18 protein-coding genes are annotated in these 14,156 nt (G+C 46.6%); all 18 read left to right on the forward strand.

What is annotated here, in order from left to right; genetic code table 11:
• Positions 1–52: 52 nt before the first annotated feature.
• The gene (locus BMW45_RS08345; RefSeq protein ID WP_092242182.1) at positions 53–886 is read left to right on the forward strand and encodes a MerR family transcriptional regulator; all 834 of its coding nucleotides are present in this window, start codon (positions 53–55) and stop codon (positions 884–886) included.
• Positions 887–1,207: 321 nt separating this feature from the next.
• A complete protein-coding gene (locus BMW45_RS08350) occupies positions 1,208–2,182 on the forward strand; it encodes a DMT family transporter (RefSeq protein WP_092242185.1) in 975 nt (324 codons plus the stop codon).
• Entirely contained in the window at positions 2,172–2,462 is a 291-nt protein-coding gene (eutM, locus tag BMW45_RS08355; protein WP_025230290.1) for an ethanolamine utilization microcompartment protein EutM, read from the forward strand. The genes BMW45_RS08350 and eutM overlap by 11 nt, the downstream gene beginning before the upstream one ends.
• Positions 2,462–3,460, forward strand: a complete 999-nt coding sequence (locus BMW45_RS08360) for a DMT family transporter (protein WP_092242188.1) — start codon at positions 2,462–2,464, stop codon at positions 3,458–3,460. Before eutM ends, BMW45_RS08360 begins: the two co-directional genes overlap by 1 nt.
• Positions 3,461–3,464: 4 nt before the next feature.
• Positions 3,465–3,746: a hypothetical protein gene (locus tag BMW45_RS08365; protein ID WP_054790482.1), complete on the forward strand. Its 282-nt coding sequence runs from the start codon at positions 3,465–3,467 to the stop codon at positions 3,744–3,746.
• 20 nt (positions 3,747–3,766) lie between these two features.
• Complete coding sequence (locus BMW45_RS08370) at positions 3,767–4,063, forward strand: BMC domain-containing protein (protein ID WP_025230287.1); 297 nt, start codon at positions 3,767–3,769, stop codon at positions 4,061–4,063.
• Positions 4,064–4,080: 17 nt separating this feature from the next.
• The gene (locus BMW45_RS08375; protein WP_092242191.1) at positions 4,081–4,389 is read left to right on the forward strand and encodes a BMC domain-containing protein; all 309 of its coding nucleotides are present in this window, start codon (positions 4,081–4,083) and stop codon (positions 4,387–4,389) included.
• A 30-nt stretch (positions 4,390–4,419) separates the two neighbouring features.
• Positions 4,420–5,916 carry an aldehyde dehydrogenase family protein gene (locus BMW45_RS08380; RefSeq protein WP_092242197.1) on the forward strand — a complete coding sequence of 499 codons (1,497 nt, stop codon included), beginning with the start codon at positions 4,420–4,422 and terminating at the stop codon, positions 5,914–5,916.
• A gap of 103 nt (positions 5,917–6,019) precedes the next feature.
• Complete coding sequence (gene cutC, locus BMW45_RS08385) at positions 6,020–8,563, forward strand: choline trimethylamine-lyase (RefSeq protein ID WP_092246288.1); 2,544 nt, start codon at positions 6,020–6,022, stop codon at positions 8,561–8,563.
• 22 nt (positions 8,564–8,585) lie between these two features.
• The gene (cutD, locus tag BMW45_RS08390) at positions 8,586–9,539 is read left to right on the forward strand and encodes a choline TMA-lyase-activating enzyme (protein WP_092242200.1); all 954 of its coding nucleotides are present in this window, start codon (positions 8,586–8,588) and stop codon (positions 9,537–9,539) included.
• Positions 9,540–9,555: 16 nt separating this feature from the next.
• Positions 9,556–9,894 (forward strand): BMC domain-containing protein, encoded by a 339-nt coding sequence (locus BMW45_RS08395; protein WP_025230282.1) that lies wholly within the window; start codon positions 9,556–9,558, stop codon positions 9,892–9,894.
• Positions 9,891–10,322 (forward strand): EutP/PduV family microcompartment system protein, encoded by a 432-nt coding sequence (locus tag BMW45_RS08400; RefSeq protein ID WP_092242203.1) that lies wholly within the window; start codon positions 9,891–9,893, stop codon positions 10,320–10,322. Before BMW45_RS08395 ends, BMW45_RS08400 begins: the two co-directional genes overlap by 4 nt.
• A 22-nt stretch (positions 10,323–10,344) precedes the next feature.
• Positions 10,345–11,481: a 1-propanol dehydrogenase PduQ gene (locus BMW45_RS08405; RefSeq protein ID WP_166433303.1), complete on the forward strand. Its 1,137-nt coding sequence runs from the start codon at positions 10,345–10,347 to the stop codon at positions 11,479–11,481.
• The gene (locus tag BMW45_RS08410; protein WP_092242206.1) at positions 11,481–12,095 is read left to right on the forward strand and encodes a hypothetical protein; all 615 of its coding nucleotides are present in this window, start codon (positions 11,481–11,483) and stop codon (positions 12,093–12,095) included. Before BMW45_RS08405 ends, BMW45_RS08410 begins: the two co-directional genes overlap by 1 nt.
• A complete protein-coding gene (gene eutJ, locus BMW45_RS08415; RefSeq protein ID WP_038284022.1) occupies positions 12,080–12,925 on the forward strand; it encodes an ethanolamine utilization protein EutJ in 846 nt (281 codons plus the stop codon). Before BMW45_RS08410 ends, eutJ begins: the two co-directional genes overlap by 16 nt.
• A 14-nt stretch (positions 12,926–12,939) precedes the next feature.
• Positions 12,940–13,245, forward strand: a complete 306-nt coding sequence (locus tag BMW45_RS08420) for a BMC domain-containing protein (protein ID WP_025230277.1) — start codon at positions 12,940–12,942, stop codon at positions 13,243–13,245.
• Complete coding sequence (locus BMW45_RS08425) at positions 13,239–13,502, forward strand: EutN/CcmL family microcompartment protein (RefSeq protein ID WP_025230276.1); 264 nt, start codon at positions 13,239–13,241, stop codon at positions 13,500–13,502. The genes BMW45_RS08420 and BMW45_RS08425 overlap by 7 nt, the downstream gene beginning before the upstream one ends.
• A 15-nt stretch (positions 13,503–13,517) precedes the next feature.
• Positions 13,518–14,147, forward strand: coding sequence for a cupin domain-containing protein (locus BMW45_RS08430; RefSeq protein ID WP_092242208.1), 630 nt, complete (start codon positions 13,518–13,520; stop codon positions 14,145–14,147).
• Positions 14,148–14,156: the final 9 nt, after the last annotated feature.

Raw genomic sequence — 14,156 nt, forward strand, 5'->3', positions numbered from 1 at the left:
AGGGAAACTATTAATGGATACATAGACAAGGCATATGCTTATGGGGGTTTCAATGAAAGAAAAAAAATTGTACTCAATTGGGGAAGTGAGTAAGATCTGCAACATTTCTATAAAAGCTTTGAGGTTTTATGATAAGATCGGGATCATATCTCCGGATATGATCTGCAAGGAAAACAGCTACCGGTATTATAACAAAGAGTCGCTTTTGACTGTTCCGGTGGTGAAATACTACAAGCAAATGGGATTTAAACTGGAAGAGATGCAGGGGTTGGTCGAAGGAAATACTTATTATTACCTGGAACAGAATTTCCGGAACAAGATTGATCAGTTATGCCTTCAGGAGCAGCAGATCCATAACAGCTATATTGCGGTTAAGGACTGGTATGAGCTGATACAGGAAGCCAAACTGGTGCTCCAGAATGATGTTCATGATGTTGCCGTAAAATATATACAACCGGCGACCTATTGCGGCATGGAGCAGGACTTTGACTACAATTACATGGAATCCATTATCAATATAGAATGGACCAATCACTTAGAGCAAGAAGAGAATGAGATCACAGGACCGGTAATTTTAAAATTTGATTCATTTGAGGAAAAGATGGCAGGCAAATGCAGCCGCACCAGAATCATGCAGCAGGCCATTCATCCATGCAGGAACTGTTTGAACCGGCAGGTCTTTGGAGGTTTTATGGCTGCGTCGGTTTATCATATCGGAAAGCATGAAACGATTGATGAAGAATATGAGAAAATACTTAAATGGGCAGCTAAAAGGGGCTATAAGTGCGGGAAGGAAAGCTTCGAACGGTATGTGGTGGATTACTGGACCACCAGAAGCCGGGAGCAGTTTGTTTCAGAGATCATTGTTCCGATATACAGGGAATAAGGGAGCATGTTTTAGCGGTTGGCTTCCCTGGATACAGTATTCAGAAAGATGCTGTACCAGGGGGGCCCTTTTTTGTTTTCCGGGCTGGTAGCGTTTCTCCCAATATTTGGAGCATAAAAAAGTTTAAAAACCTGTTGACATTTCCCCTAGGGGGAAGATTTATACTAAATGCATAGAAAAACACAAAGCGACTCCGTAAAATTAGTAACATTAACAGGCGTGATGTGTTTTCTAAACGTTTTCAGCTGAACGTGAAGAAAAAAGCAGAGAAACATGCTAACTTGAATTTTGTGCAGCACCAATTGGGGAAGGAAAACTTAAATGACGGAAGCACGAAAAAAATTTAAATCAATTGGCGTTACAACAGGCTTGATATCCGGTCTTATGTATGGGTTATATACCACATTCGTTTTGATCGCCGGTTATTACAAGCCTCTTGCCGGAGCGGTTGGGTTGTTTGCTGCTCCCTATGTAACCTCGGGCCTGAATGATTTGTTTGCAGGCATCTGGCTGACCGCTTATAACGTAAAGACCGGAAGAATCCGGGAAATCGGAAGAAGCTTACGCCTGTTCCCGGGAAAAATCATTCTTATAGGCTCTCTGGTTGGCGGACCCATAGCAAGTGGAGCATACCTCATGGGACTTGCCATGGCAGGAGCTTACGCAATACCGATTTCCGCTATGTACATACTCTTTGGAGCATTGTTTGCAAGGATTTTCCTAAAGCAGAAAATCGTGCCGAGAGTAGGCATTGGAATGGTGATCTGTGTGGTTGGAGCGATTGTCATCAACTGGGTAAAGCCGGAAGGCAGCACTAATTTTACCCTTGGGATCATCTGCGCGTTTGTTGCGGCCATCGGCTGGGCTTTGGAAGGTGTATTCGCGGCTTACGGAAGTGCCATGCTGGATACCGATGTGGTAATCAACATACGCCAGCTATTATCCGGTATTGTGGATCTGATTGTTATTTTGCCGATGGTGGGAGGCATGGGACTTTTAAAAGGCACCCTGTTCTCATTACCGCCGGTTATGTGGCTGCTGGTTTCCGGACTTTGCGCTGCAATATCCTATTTGTGCTGGTATAAATCCAACAGTACAATAGGCTGCGCCATGGGAATGTCACTGAATATTACCTACGCGTTCTGGGGTGTGCTGTTTTGTATCCTGTTTTTAAAACAGCCATTAACCCCGACTATTATCATTGGTTCCATTATTATCATTTTGGGCGCGGTTTTAGTATCCGTAGACCCATTTGAATTGCTCATGAAAAAGGAGGAAGTAAACAATGAAATTTGATGCATTAGGAATGATTGAGACAAAGGGCCTGATCGGTTCTATCGAAGCTGCAGATGCAATGGTAAAGGCAGCAAATGTTACTCTGGTTGGAAAAGAATTTGTCGGCGGCGGTCTTGTTACCATTATGGTAAGAGGTGATGTCGGTGCGGTAAAGGCAGCGACCGATGCAGGTGCGGCTGCAGCCCAGAGAGTTGGAGAACTGGTTTCCGTTCACGTAATTCCTCGTCCTCACGCTGAGGTTGAAACCATTCTTCCGAAAGAGAAAAAGGAGTGTAAATAATGAGTAACCAAGGAATGACATCTGCATCCGCGGATGCAAAAATGGCGGCAGTCAATAAAAAATTCAGGACAACCGGTATGACAACCGGTGCATTATCCGGACTGACATACGGGATCTATACCGTACTTGTACTGGTGGCCGGATATTATGAACCTCTTGTCAGTGCGGCAGGACTTTTAGCAGGACCATATGTGTGCTCCGGCTTAAACGATCTTTTCGCAGGAATCTGGCTGACTGCTTATAATGCAAAAAGCGGCCGTATCCGCGAGATGGGAAGGAGCCTTAATACATTCCCTGGCAAAATGATTGTCATCGGATCCATTCTCGGAGGCCCCATTGCCAATGGCGCTTATCTGGTAGGTCTTGCCATGGCCGGTGCCTATGCGATTCCGATTTCCGCATTATGCAGTTTATTCGGAGCAATTTTTGCATGGATCTTCTTAAAACAGAAAATCACCAAGAGAGTTATGCTGGGTATGCTGGTATGTGTGGCCGGTGCCATCATCATCAACTGGACGAAGCCGGAAGGCAGCGATAACTTTACACTGGGAATTATCTTCTCCTTTGTCGCAGCAATCTGCTGGGCCCTGGAAGGTGTATTTGCCACTTACGGCGGAGCCATGATCGATACCGATGTTGCAGTAAACTTACGCCAGCTGATTTCCGGTGTTTTGGATTTATTCGTGATCCTTCCTATCGTTGGAGGCCTGGGACTTCTTGGCGGAACACTTATGGCAGGAATACCAGCCATCTGGCTTGTAGTATCCGGTTTAAGTGCCGCAGTGTCTTTCCTTTGCTGGTATAAGAGTAATTCCACCGTTGGATGTGCTGTGGGAATGTCCTTAAATGTAACCTATGCGTTCTGGGGAGTTTTCTTCTGTATCCTGTTTTTGGGACAGGCAGTGACACCTACGATTGTAATCGGTTCTTTTGTAATCGTATTTGGTGCGATTCTGGTAACCATGAATCCACTGGATTTATTCAGGAAAGGGGAATAAGGAAATGTTATTACCTGCAAGAACAGCGGTTTTAAATTATTTATATGGAGTAGAAAATGCGGATATTGCCCAGATCATGGAGGCTTTAAAACCGCTTTACGGCGGAGAGCGCCAGTTTACCAAAGATCGTTACATGGATCATGTCATGTCTTTGGAAGCAAACGGTATGGTCAATTTATGCAGCTATGACCTGGATCAGAACGGGGAGCTGCGCATGCGCTACGAAATCAATGATGACGGAAGAAGCGCAGTTGACAAATATGTGGATAAGAAATACCGCAAATAGCATAGAGGAGGTTTACAAAGGTGAGATATTACGGCGAAGAAGCTTTAGGCCTGGTAGAGACCGTCGGACTGGTTCCTGCACTGGAAGCAGCAGACAAGATGCTTAAGGCAGCAGATGTAGAATTGATTTCTTATGAAAACGTAGGTTCCACCCTGGTGACCATTATGGTAAAGGGTGATGTGGCAGCGGTACGTTCCTCCGTGGAGGCAGGTGCAGAAGCGGCAGCAGCAATCGGCAAGCTGACAGCAAAGAACGTAATGCCAAGGCCGATTAAAGAGGTCGGAGACATTGTATCCGTACACGATATAGACGCATAGAGAAAGGAAAACAGTATATGGAAAGATATGAAGCCATAGGCTCAATAGAAACATTTGGTCTGGTATTTGTTCTCGAAGCGGCGGATGCAATGTGCAAGGCGGCAGATGTGGAACTCATCGGCTATGAAAATGTAGCTTCCGGTTATATTTCTGTTTTAGTACGGGGAGATGTGGGAGCCTGCAAGACGGCTGTAGAAGCTGGAATTAAGGCAGTAAAGGATATGGGAGCGGATGTTTACAGTTCTGTAGTCATTCCAAGACCTCATCCCCATCTTGAAAAAATCATCAGACGATATGCCTTAAGTGTTGCTCCTGAACAGGAATAGCAGGCATCCCGGATGAAGGGAGAATCGAAAATGAATTTTGTAGATAAAGACCTGCTCTCCATACAGGAGGCAAGGATTTTAATGGAAAGTGCACGGGAAGCCAGAGAGACCATGCTTACCTTCCCCCAGGAAAAGCTTGATCTCATTACGGGCACCCTGGCTGCGGCAGCAAAGGAACTGGCGGAGGAACTGGCGGTCATGTCCGCGGAAGAAACCGGATATGGACGTTTCCAGGATAAGTACGTGAAGAACACCTTTGTCTGCAATTTCCTGCCGGAACGTCTAAAAGATATGAGGTGTGTCGGCATCTTAGAACAAGACCCAAGGCTTAAAACCATGGCAGTTGGCGTTCCGGTGGGTGTAATTGCCGCCCTGACGCCGGCAGTGAGCCCGGTTTCTACCGCGATTTATAACATTATAATTGCTGTTAAGTCCGGCAATCCCATCGTGATCGCACCTCATGAAAGGGCAAGGAAGGTAACAGGCAGGCTGATTGACAGGCTGATGGAAGCAGGAAAATGCTGCGGGCTTCCGGAAGGAGCCATCGGGTATCTAAAGACAGTGACAAGGGCAGGGACTCTGGAGCTGATCCGCCACCCGGCAGCAGCCATGGTAGTCAACACCGGAGTGCCGGAGCTGTGCCGCGAGGCAGCAGAAAGCGGAAAACCTTATATCTACGGCGGTACTGGAAACGGACCGGTCTTTGTGGAACGGACTGCCGATGTAAGACAGGCGGTAGAGGATATCATTACAAGCCGTACCTTTGATTACGGGATCGTGTCTGCAGCCGAGCAGTATATGGTGGTAGACAGCCTCATCGCAGCAGAAGTAAAAGCCGAAATGATTAAGAACGGCGCCTACTTTATGAATGGGGAAGAGGAGAAAAAGTTAATTGACCTCCTTTGCCTGGAAAGCGGGAAGGCGGATACGGAAACCATGGGAAGACCTGCAGTAGAACTTGCGGTCAGAGCGGGATTTACGGTGCCTGATTCCACAACAGTACTGGTTTCCGAACAGAAGTATATTTCTGACAGGAATCCGTTTGCAAAAGAGCTTCTGTGTCCTGTACTGGCTTATTACATCGAAAATGACTGGATGCACGCCTGCGAGAAATGCATGAGTCTTCTGGTTAACGAGAGCCATGGACACACCCTGGTAATCCACTCCAGGGATGAAGAAGTAATACGCCAGTTCGCCTTAAAGAAGCCGGTAGGCAGAATCCTTGTCAATACACCTGCCACTCTGGGCAGCATGGGAGCGACCACGAACCTGTTTCCGGCCATGACCCTTGGAAGTATTACGACAGGCGCCGGAATTACGGCTGACAACGTTTCACCCATGAATTTCATCTATATCCGGAACGTGGGATATGGAGTCCGGGATGCGAAAGAATTCCTTGGGGTTACAGGAAACGTTTCGGGCGGACATGAAAAAGCTCCTGAGACAAAAGGAGGAAGCGAAGATGCAAAAGCGCTCCTGAAACAGATTTTAGAAACCTTGTCCAGGGAGCTTGATGATAAGTGTTGAAAGAAAAGCGTCTTTCAACCTTGAATTTGTGAATCAACTGGATATGCAAGCATATCCGCTTGATTCATTAGGTGGCAAATAATTGAAAGAGAGGGAAACCAGATTGGATATTCGTGAATTTTCAAATAAATTTGTAGAAGCAACGAAGAACATGACACCAGAAGAAAGAGCTTCTCTGATGAAAATGTTTGAAACTGTTTCCGATGAAATCAACAAAAAAGAGCCTGCTTCCCAGGCGGCAGTAAGCTTTGAGGGAGGAACGGAGTTACCGGATGGCATTACTCCCAGACTCCAGAATTTAAAGGAAAATTATTTAAAGCATAAACCATCAATTACAACATACCGTGCACGGGCCATTACCAAGATCGCTAAAGAAAACCCTGGTATGCCAAAGATCATGCTTCGTGCAAAATGTTTCCGTTACTGCTGCGAGACAGCTCCCCTTGTTATTCAGGACAACGAGCTCATCGTAGGTGCTCCCTGCGGCGCTCCCCGTGCAGGTGCATTCTCTCCGGATATCGCATGGAGATGGATGGTAGATGAGATCGATACCATCGGAACACGTCCTCAGGATCCATTCTATATTTCCGAAGAAGACAAGAAAATCATGAAAGAAGAGCTGTTCCCATACTGGTCCGGCAAATCGGTTGATGAGTATTGTGAAGATCAGTACCGTGAAGCAGGCGTTTGGGAATTATCCGGAGAATCCTTTGTATCCGACTGCTCCTACCATGCCATCAACGGCGGCGGAGACTCAAACCCCGGCTATGATGTAATCCTTATGAAGAAGGGCATGCTGGATATTCAGCAGGAAGCCAAGGATCATTTAAAAGAACTGGATTATGAGAATCCTGATGATATTGAGAAGATTTATTTCTACAAATCCATTATCGATACTACAGAAGGCGTTATGATCTACGCAAAGAGACTTTCTGAGTATGCAGCAGAGCTTGCAGCCAAGGAAACCAATCCAAAGCGTAAGGAAGAACTGTTAAAGATCTCTGAAGTAAATGCTTACGTTCCTGCTCACAAGCCAAGAACCTTCTGGGAGGCAATCCAGGCAGTATGGACCATCGAATCCCTGCTCGTAGTGGAAGAGAACCAGACCGGTATGTCCATTGGACGTGTGGATCAGTATATGTATCCATTCTACAAAGATGATATCGAATCCGGACGTATGAATGATTACCAGGCATTTGAGCTTGCCGGCTGCATGCTGATCAAGATGTCTGAGATGATGTGGATCACCAGCGAAGGCGGTTCCAAATTCTTTGCAGGCTACCAGCCATTCGTAAACATGTGCGTAGGCGGTGTGACCCGCAGCGGACACGATGCCACCAATGATTTAACTTACTTACTTATGGATGCAGTTCGTCATGTAAAGATTTACCAGCCATCACTTGCATGCCGTATCCACAACAAGTCCCCGAAAAAGTACATGAAAAAGATCGTAGATGTGGTTCGTTCCGGTATGGGATTCCCAGCCTGCCATTTTGACGATGCCCACATCAAGATGATGCTTGCAAAAGGCGTATCCATTGAGGATGCACGTGATTACTGCCTGATGGGCTGTGTAGAGCCTCAGAAGTCAGGACGTCTTTATCAGTGGACATCCACTGCTTATACCCAGTGGCCGATCTGTATCGAGCTTGTCTTAAACAACGGAGCTCCTTTATGGTATGGCAAGCAGGTTTGCCCGGATATGGGTGACTTAAGCAACTTCAAAACTTACGAAGAGTTTGAAGCAGCTGTAAAAGAAGAAATCAAATATATTACAAAGTGGACCGATGTTGCTACTGTAATTTCCCAGCGCGTTCACAGAGACTTAGCTCCAAAGCCGCTCATGTCCATCATGTACGAAGGCTGTATGGAAAAAGCAAAGGATGTATCCGCAGGCGGTGCGATGTACAACTTCGGACCTGGTGTGGTATGGTCCGGACTTGCTACCTATGCAGACTCCATGGCGGCGATCAAGAAGCTTGTATTCGAAGAGAAAAAATATACATTAGAGCAGATAAACGAAGCGTTAAAGGCTGACTTTGTGGGATATGACCAGATTCGTACCGATTGCCTTAATGCTCCAAAATACGGAAATGATGATGATTATGCAGATTTAATTGCAGCTGACCTGGTTGACTTTACAGAGCATGAACACAGAAAATATAAGACCTTATACTCTGTTTTAAGCCATGGTACCTTATCCATTTCCAATAATACCCCATTTGGACAGCTGACAGGCGCTTCTGCCAACGGCCGTAATGCATGGCTGCCTCTTTCCGACGGAATCAGCCCAACCCAGGGTGCAGACTTCAAGGGCCCGACTGCAATCATCAAGTCCGTATCCAAGATGTCCAATGACAGCATGAACATCGGTATGGTTCATAACTTTAAGATCATGGCCGGTCTTTTGGATACTCAGGAAGGCGAAGAAAGCCTTATCACCCTTCTTCGTACGGCCTGTATGTTAGGAAACGGCGAGATGCAGTTCAACTACCTGGATAACAATACCTTAATTGAGGCTCAGAAGCATCCGGAGCTGTACCGCGACTTAATCGTCCGCGTTGCCGGCTATAGCGCATTCTTCGTAGAGTTATGCAAGGATGTACAGGATGAAATCATAAGCAGAACCATGCTGACACATTTCTAAAAGAAAGTTGAGATCAATCACAATGGACCATGGAACGACAGGAGAGATTGAGCGTAAAGCGTTTATCTTTAACGTGCAGAAGTACAACATGTATGACGGGCCGGGAATCAGAACCCTGGTATTCTTTAAAGGCTGTCCGCTCCGGTGTAAATGGTGCTCCAATCCAGAAGGAATGGTGCGGAAATTCCAGGTGATGTATAAGCAAAATTCTTGTGTAAACTGCGGGGCGTGCGCTGATGTGTGCCCCGTAGGAATCCATGTGATATCCAAAGAGACGGGAAAACATGAAATCCAGCGGGAAAAGGATTGCATCGGATGCATGAAATGCAAGAATGTCTGCCCCAATGCAGCGCTTACCATTGCCGGAGAAGTTAAAACCATTTCAGAACTGCTTAAAATCGTGGAAGAGGATTCTGCCTTTTATGATATTTCAGGCGGCGGCGTAACTCTTGGCGGCGGTGAAGTGACTGCCCAGCCGGAAGCAGCTTTAAATCTGTTAATGGCCTGTAAGCAGGAAGGGATCAATACAGCAATTGAGACCTGCGGTTATACAAGTACGGAAACGATTTTAAAAATTGCGGAGTATGTGGACTTATTCCTGTTTGATATCAAACATATGGATCCTGTCCGCCACAATGAACTGGTAGGTGTGAACAACGAACAGATCCTTACCAATTTAAAGGAACTGCTCCACCACCGTTTCAATGTGAAAGTCCGCATGCCTATGTTAAAGGGGATCAATGACAGCCGGGAAGAGATCGATGAAGTCATTAAATTCTTAATGCCCTTCCGTGACTATAAAAATTTTAAGGGAATTGATTTACTTCCGTATCATAAGCTGGGCGTTAACAAATACAATCAGCTTGATATGAAATATCCCATTGAAGGGGATCCAAGCTTAAGCCCGGAGGATTTAGACCGGATTGAAGACTGGATGAAGGAATATCAATTTCCGGTTACTGTAGTAAAGCACTAAGAAAGGGGAAAAGGCCATGATTGAGATGCAGCGTGTCATAGAGGAATCCGTTCCTGGTAAACAGGTGACCATCGCCCATGTGATCGCATCTCCCATTCCGGAGGTATATGAGTGCCTTGGCATCGATGAAATGGGAGCCATCGGAATTCTCACCCTGTCCCCTTTTGAAACCTCTATCATTGCGGCGGATATTGCAGCAAAGGCAGCAGATGTGCAGGTGGGCTTCTTAGACCGCTTCACAGGCTCTGTGATCATTGCCGGCGATGTGGACAGTGTGGAAACCGCTTTGACTGCGGTATGCGATACCTTAAAACGCGGGCTGGGTTATATGGTGCCTGCGGTAACCAAAACATGAGAAAGAAAAGAATCATGATCATCGGCCCCGGCGGCAGCGGAAAGACTTCCCTGGCTCATGTCATAAACGGTTTTATCGGTCCGGCCAGAAGAACCCAGAACATGGTGTATGGGGAAAAAACCTTAGATGTGCCGGGGGTTTACTTAGAAAGTCCCTGGATGCATAAGCATATCATTGCGGCGGCACAGGATGCCTCCCATGTACTGATGCTGGTAGACCAGTCCTCATGCAGGGAAAGTTACCCGCCTGGATTTGCAAAAGCGTTCCGGGTTCCCGTCATCGGTGTGATTACGGGAAGCGGAGAAAAACCGGAACATGACGGCTGGTGTATCCGTCAGTTAAAAAAGGCAGGGGTTCGGGAGCCCTATTATCATATTAATCTGTCTGAACGGACAGGCCTTCAGGAATTAATGGAGGCGTTAAAATAAAAGGAAAGGAGGGAAATGTAACGTGGAGCAATTTGTAATGAACACAAAAGTATATATGGGATCTTCCTGTCTGGATAAGTTAAAGGATCTTCCTGTAACAAAGGCTTATATTATCTGTGACCCCTTTATGGCCCAGTCCGGAAAGGTGAACTGGATTACAGAGCTTTTGCAGGAGAAGGGGAGCAGCTATGAAGTATTTTCTGAGGTAGTACCCGATCCGACCATTGAAGTCGTTTCAAAAGCCATAGGCGGAATGAAGTGTTTTGGTCCGGATGCAGTAATCGCCCTTGGCGGCGGCTCTGCCATTGATACGGCAAAGGCGTCTAGCCACATCTACAGTCAGATGGGAAATGAAAGACTGTACTTAATCGCGGTTCCAACAACCAGCGGCACCGGTAGTGAAGTAACTAATTTTTCTGTTATATCCGACCCACAGGCCCAGGCGAAATATCCGCTGCGTTCCGATAGTATGGTGCCGGATGCAGCATTTCTTGATCCCCGCTTTACGGTGTCGGTTCCGCCTCACATTACGGCAGATACGGGAATGGATGTGTTAACCCATGCCCTGGAAGCCTATGTTTCAACCAATGCAGGTGATTTTACTGATGCCTGCGCGGAAAAAGCGGTGAGACTGGTGTGGAACTACCTGACACGTACCGTAGAAGAAGGAAGCGACATGGAAGCCAGAACTCACATGCACAATGCTTCCTGTCTGGCTGGAGTTGCGTTTAACGGAGCTTCCTTAGGGCTTTGCCACAGCATGGCTCATGCCCTGGGAGCGCGCTTTCACATTCCGCACGGAAGAAGCAATGCGATCCTGCTTCCTCATGTCATCAGCTACAACGCCGGTCTGGAAGACGCTGGCGAACAGAAAGCCTGCGGCAGGTATGTGGCAATTGCCAATATGCTTGGAATCGCAGCCGGAACAGATAAGGCCACGGTACACGGCCTGGTGCGTCACATCAAAAATCTGATGAACAAGATCAAAATACCGCAGCAGATTACAGACTTAAAGATTGATAAAGACGAATTTGAGCAGGCCATACGGGAAATGGCGGAAAAAGCCCTGGCTGATAACTGCACATTGACCAACCCAAGGGTGCCTACGGTAGAAGAGATTGAAACCATCTATCGGAAACTGTGTAAGGGGGGCTATTAATGAAATTCATCACAGAAGATGATTTGAGGATTTTATTCAGAAGAGAACCCTTTACTTCTTATGATCTCCCTGCGGGAACCAGACTGACACCCGGAGCGCGCCAATTCCTGGTGGATAAGAAGATTCCCATAAGTGACGATCCCATGATGGTAAAACGAAAAAATGAGAAACCTGCAGAGAAAAAAGAAGAAGCACCGGAAAAAGAGATCTGCCGGGATCGTTTCTTGTTAAAAAAGAAAACGCTTCAGGCTCAGTTTCTGGAAACAGGTCTTGAACTGTTAAATCGGGATGTATTGCTAGCAGAGCAGATATTTGCCCTGGAGCGTAAACTTTCTGATCTGGGGAAAGACGGCCGGGAAGTGGAATTTGGATTTGAGCCCTGCACCGGATTTCATAAGGAAAACTTTAACAAGCCTTCCGACGATTGCTTTGAGATCACAGGTTTTCATGCACAGTCAGAAAAGGGAAAGGAAATCGTTCTTCTGCACCGCCTGCGCTGCAGCGTAAGAGAGCTGGCAGCGGAAACAGAGAATGCAGGTCTTAACCCGTTCATCAACCGCTTATCACAGATGATATGTCTGGAATATGGAGGAAAAACATGTCAAAGGAAGTAATAACATTTGATGGCTGCAATGAGCTGGTGAGCCAGTTTGAAGCAGTTGTTAAGCAGCCCGTTAAGGGAAGCTCCTCTGTTTACTATACCGGAGTCGATCTGGGAACGGCGTGTGTGGTACTGGCTGTTTTAGATGAGAACTACAAACCTGTGGCAGGCGCTTACCGGTATGCGGATGTGGTCCGGGATGGAATGGTCGTGGATTACATCGGTGCGATCCGGATTGTTCGGGAGCTTAAGGAAGAACTGGAGGAAAAGCTGGGCACAGAATTGATTTATTCGGCTGCAGCCATTCCTCCGGGCACCGATTCCCTGGATGGCGGAGCGATTAAAAACGTGGTTCAGGGAGCTGGATTTGAAATAACGGCCCTTCTCGATGAGCCTACGGCGGCAAACGCAGTTTTAAAAATTAAGAATGGTGCAGTCGTGGATATCGGAGGCGGCACCACCGGAATCTCCATTTTAAAAGATGGAAAGGTGGTGTATGTAGCGGATGAACCAACAGGAGGAACTCATTTTTCCCTGGTGGTCTCCGGTGCTTATCAAATGTCCTTTCAGGAGGCAGAGGTTTATAAGAGGAAAGAAGAACACCATAAAGAACTGCTGCCGGTTTTAAAGCCGGTTGTGGAGAAGGTGGCTTCCATCATAAAACGCCATATTGAAGGACACGATGTTCAGGAAATCTACTTGGTAGGCGGAACCTGCTGCCTGACTGGGATTGAAGCAATCATTGAAAAACAGACGGGAATCAGGACGAGAAAGCCTGAGAACCCAATGTTTGTAACTCCTCTTGGAATCGCATTTTCCTGTACGCAGGAAGAGCTGGCATAAAGGATGTGGACAATATGGAATACCGTATAATTAAATCACCGTCACAGGGAACCATGGATATCTTAAACCGCAGGAAGGGCTCCGGCACTTCCTCGCCCATAGGACCAGTGGATGCAGTGGGGCTGGTACAGGGCAGAATCATCGAAATGGTTTGCGCCGCAGATGTGGCAGAAAAAGCAGTAGGTGTTACGGTAGAAGACATCAGAGGAAGCTGCCCGCAGAACATGATCATGCTTGCGATTTTTGGAGATACGGCATCGGTAGAGGCAGCTATGGATGAAATTAAGCAAAGAGAGAAGAGAGGGGTGGAAGAATGGTAGCGGCCAGATTGATTGATAACATATGGGCCACCAGAAAAGCGGAGTCCTTAAATGGGTATAAATTTATGCTTGCCGAGATCATTGGAGGCACACGGGAAGGCGAGCGGCTGATTGTAGCAGATATCATCAGCGCGGGAATCGGTGACCGTGTGATCATTTCCACCGGCTCTTCTGCCAGGCGGATGCTGGGAAGCGATGAGATTCCAGTCGATGCCGTAGTAATTGGGATCATTGATGAAGATTGCCAATTTATATAGAAGGGAAGTGATCATATGAAGCAGTTGATTTGTGCAAAAGATGTAGAAAAGTTAAATGCTGAGGGAAAAAAGGTATTTTACGTGGAAACCGGAAGTATCATCACTCCGTCTGCTAAGGATGCAGCAGATTCATTCGGTATCAAATTCTGCGATAAGCCAGAAGAGCAGACACAGGCTCCGGCTGCTTTCGCAGCCATGGATATGGACAGCGAGAAAATTTATATGGTACTGAAGACTTTAATGGAAAAGGGTTTTTTAAATGATATTTTAAAACCCTACGAGTCTGAAAGCCATGGAAACGGTCTCAAAGTGGTTCGTGGAAGTTCTGTGAAAATGGATGTATTTGATACAGGAGATCCATCTGTCAAAGCTTACTACCAGGAGCTGGTAAGCAAAGAGGAATCCCATATCAGTGCAGGTTTCCTTGTGATCGACCATTCCAGCTTTGAATGGGAATTGACCTATGAAGAGATCGACTATGTAATCGAAGGAACCTTAACCGTTACCATTGACGGAAAGACCTATACGGCAAAAGCCGGAGATGTGCTCTTTGTACCGTCAGGCTCCAAGGTAATCTGGGGTTCCCCAGATAAAGCAAGAGTATTTTACGCAACGTATCCGGCAAACTGGGCTGATTTGGTTTAAGGAGGTAAA

Origin of the sequence: Lacrimispora sphenoides, assembly GCF_900105215.1 — a bacterium.
Taxonomy (GTDB): Bacteria; Bacillota; Clostridia; order Lachnospirales; family Lachnospiraceae; genus Lacrimispora; species Lacrimispora sphenoides_A.

What these genes read in the sequence shown, in the direction of transcription:
- BMW45_RS08345 (WP_092242182.1), top strand. Translation starts at nt 53, where the DNA reads ATGAAAGAAAAAAAATTGTACTCAATTGGGGAAGTGAGTAAGATCTGC.
- BMW45_RS08350 (WP_092242185.1), top strand. Translation starts at nt 1,208, where the DNA reads ATGACGGAAGCACGAAAAAAATTTAAATCAATTGGCGTTACAACAGGC.
- eutM (WP_025230290.1), top strand. Translation starts at nt 2,172, where the DNA reads ATGAAATTTGATGCATTAGGAATGATTGAGACAAAGGGCCTGATCGGT.
- BMW45_RS08360 (WP_092242188.1), top strand. Translation starts at nt 2,462, where the DNA reads ATGAGTAACCAAGGAATGACATCTGCATCCGCGGATGCAAAAATGGCG.
- BMW45_RS08365 (WP_054790482.1), top strand. Translation starts at nt 3,465, where the DNA reads ATGTTATTACCTGCAAGAACAGCGGTTTTAAATTATTTATATGGAGTA.
- BMW45_RS08375 (WP_092242191.1), top strand. Translation starts at nt 4,081, where the DNA reads ATGGAAAGATATGAAGCCATAGGCTCAATAGAAACATTTGGTCTGGTA.
- BMW45_RS08380 (WP_092242197.1), top strand. Translation starts at nt 4,420, where the DNA reads ATGAATTTTGTAGATAAAGACCTGCTCTCCATACAGGAGGCAAGGATT.
- cutD (WP_092242200.1), top strand. Translation starts at nt 8,586, where the DNA reads ATGGACCATGGAACGACAGGAGAGATTGAGCGTAAAGCGTTTATCTTT.
- BMW45_RS08395 (WP_025230282.1), top strand. Translation starts at nt 9,556, where the DNA reads ATGATTGAGATGCAGCGTGTCATAGAGGAATCCGTTCCTGGTAAACAG.
- BMW45_RS08400 (WP_092242203.1), top strand. Translation starts at nt 9,891, where the DNA reads ATGAGAAAGAAAAGAATCATGATCATCGGCCCCGGCGGCAGCGGAAAG.
- BMW45_RS08410 (WP_092242206.1), top strand. Translation starts at nt 11,481, where the DNA reads ATGAAATTCATCACAGAAGATGATTTGAGGATTTTATTCAGAAGAGAA.
- eutJ (WP_038284022.1), top strand. Translation starts at nt 12,080, where the DNA reads ATGTCAAAGGAAGTAATAACATTTGATGGCTGCAATGAGCTGGTGAGC.
- BMW45_RS08420 (WP_025230277.1), top strand. Translation starts at nt 12,940, where the DNA reads ATGGAATACCGTATAATTAAATCACCGTCACAGGGAACCATGGATATC.
- BMW45_RS08425 (WP_025230276.1), top strand. Translation starts at nt 13,239, where the DNA reads ATGGTAGCGGCCAGATTGATTGATAACATATGGGCCACCAGAAAAGCG.
- BMW45_RS08430 (WP_092242208.1), top strand. Translation starts at nt 13,518, where the DNA reads ATGAAGCAGTTGATTTGTGCAAAAGATGTAGAAAAGTTAAATGCTGAG.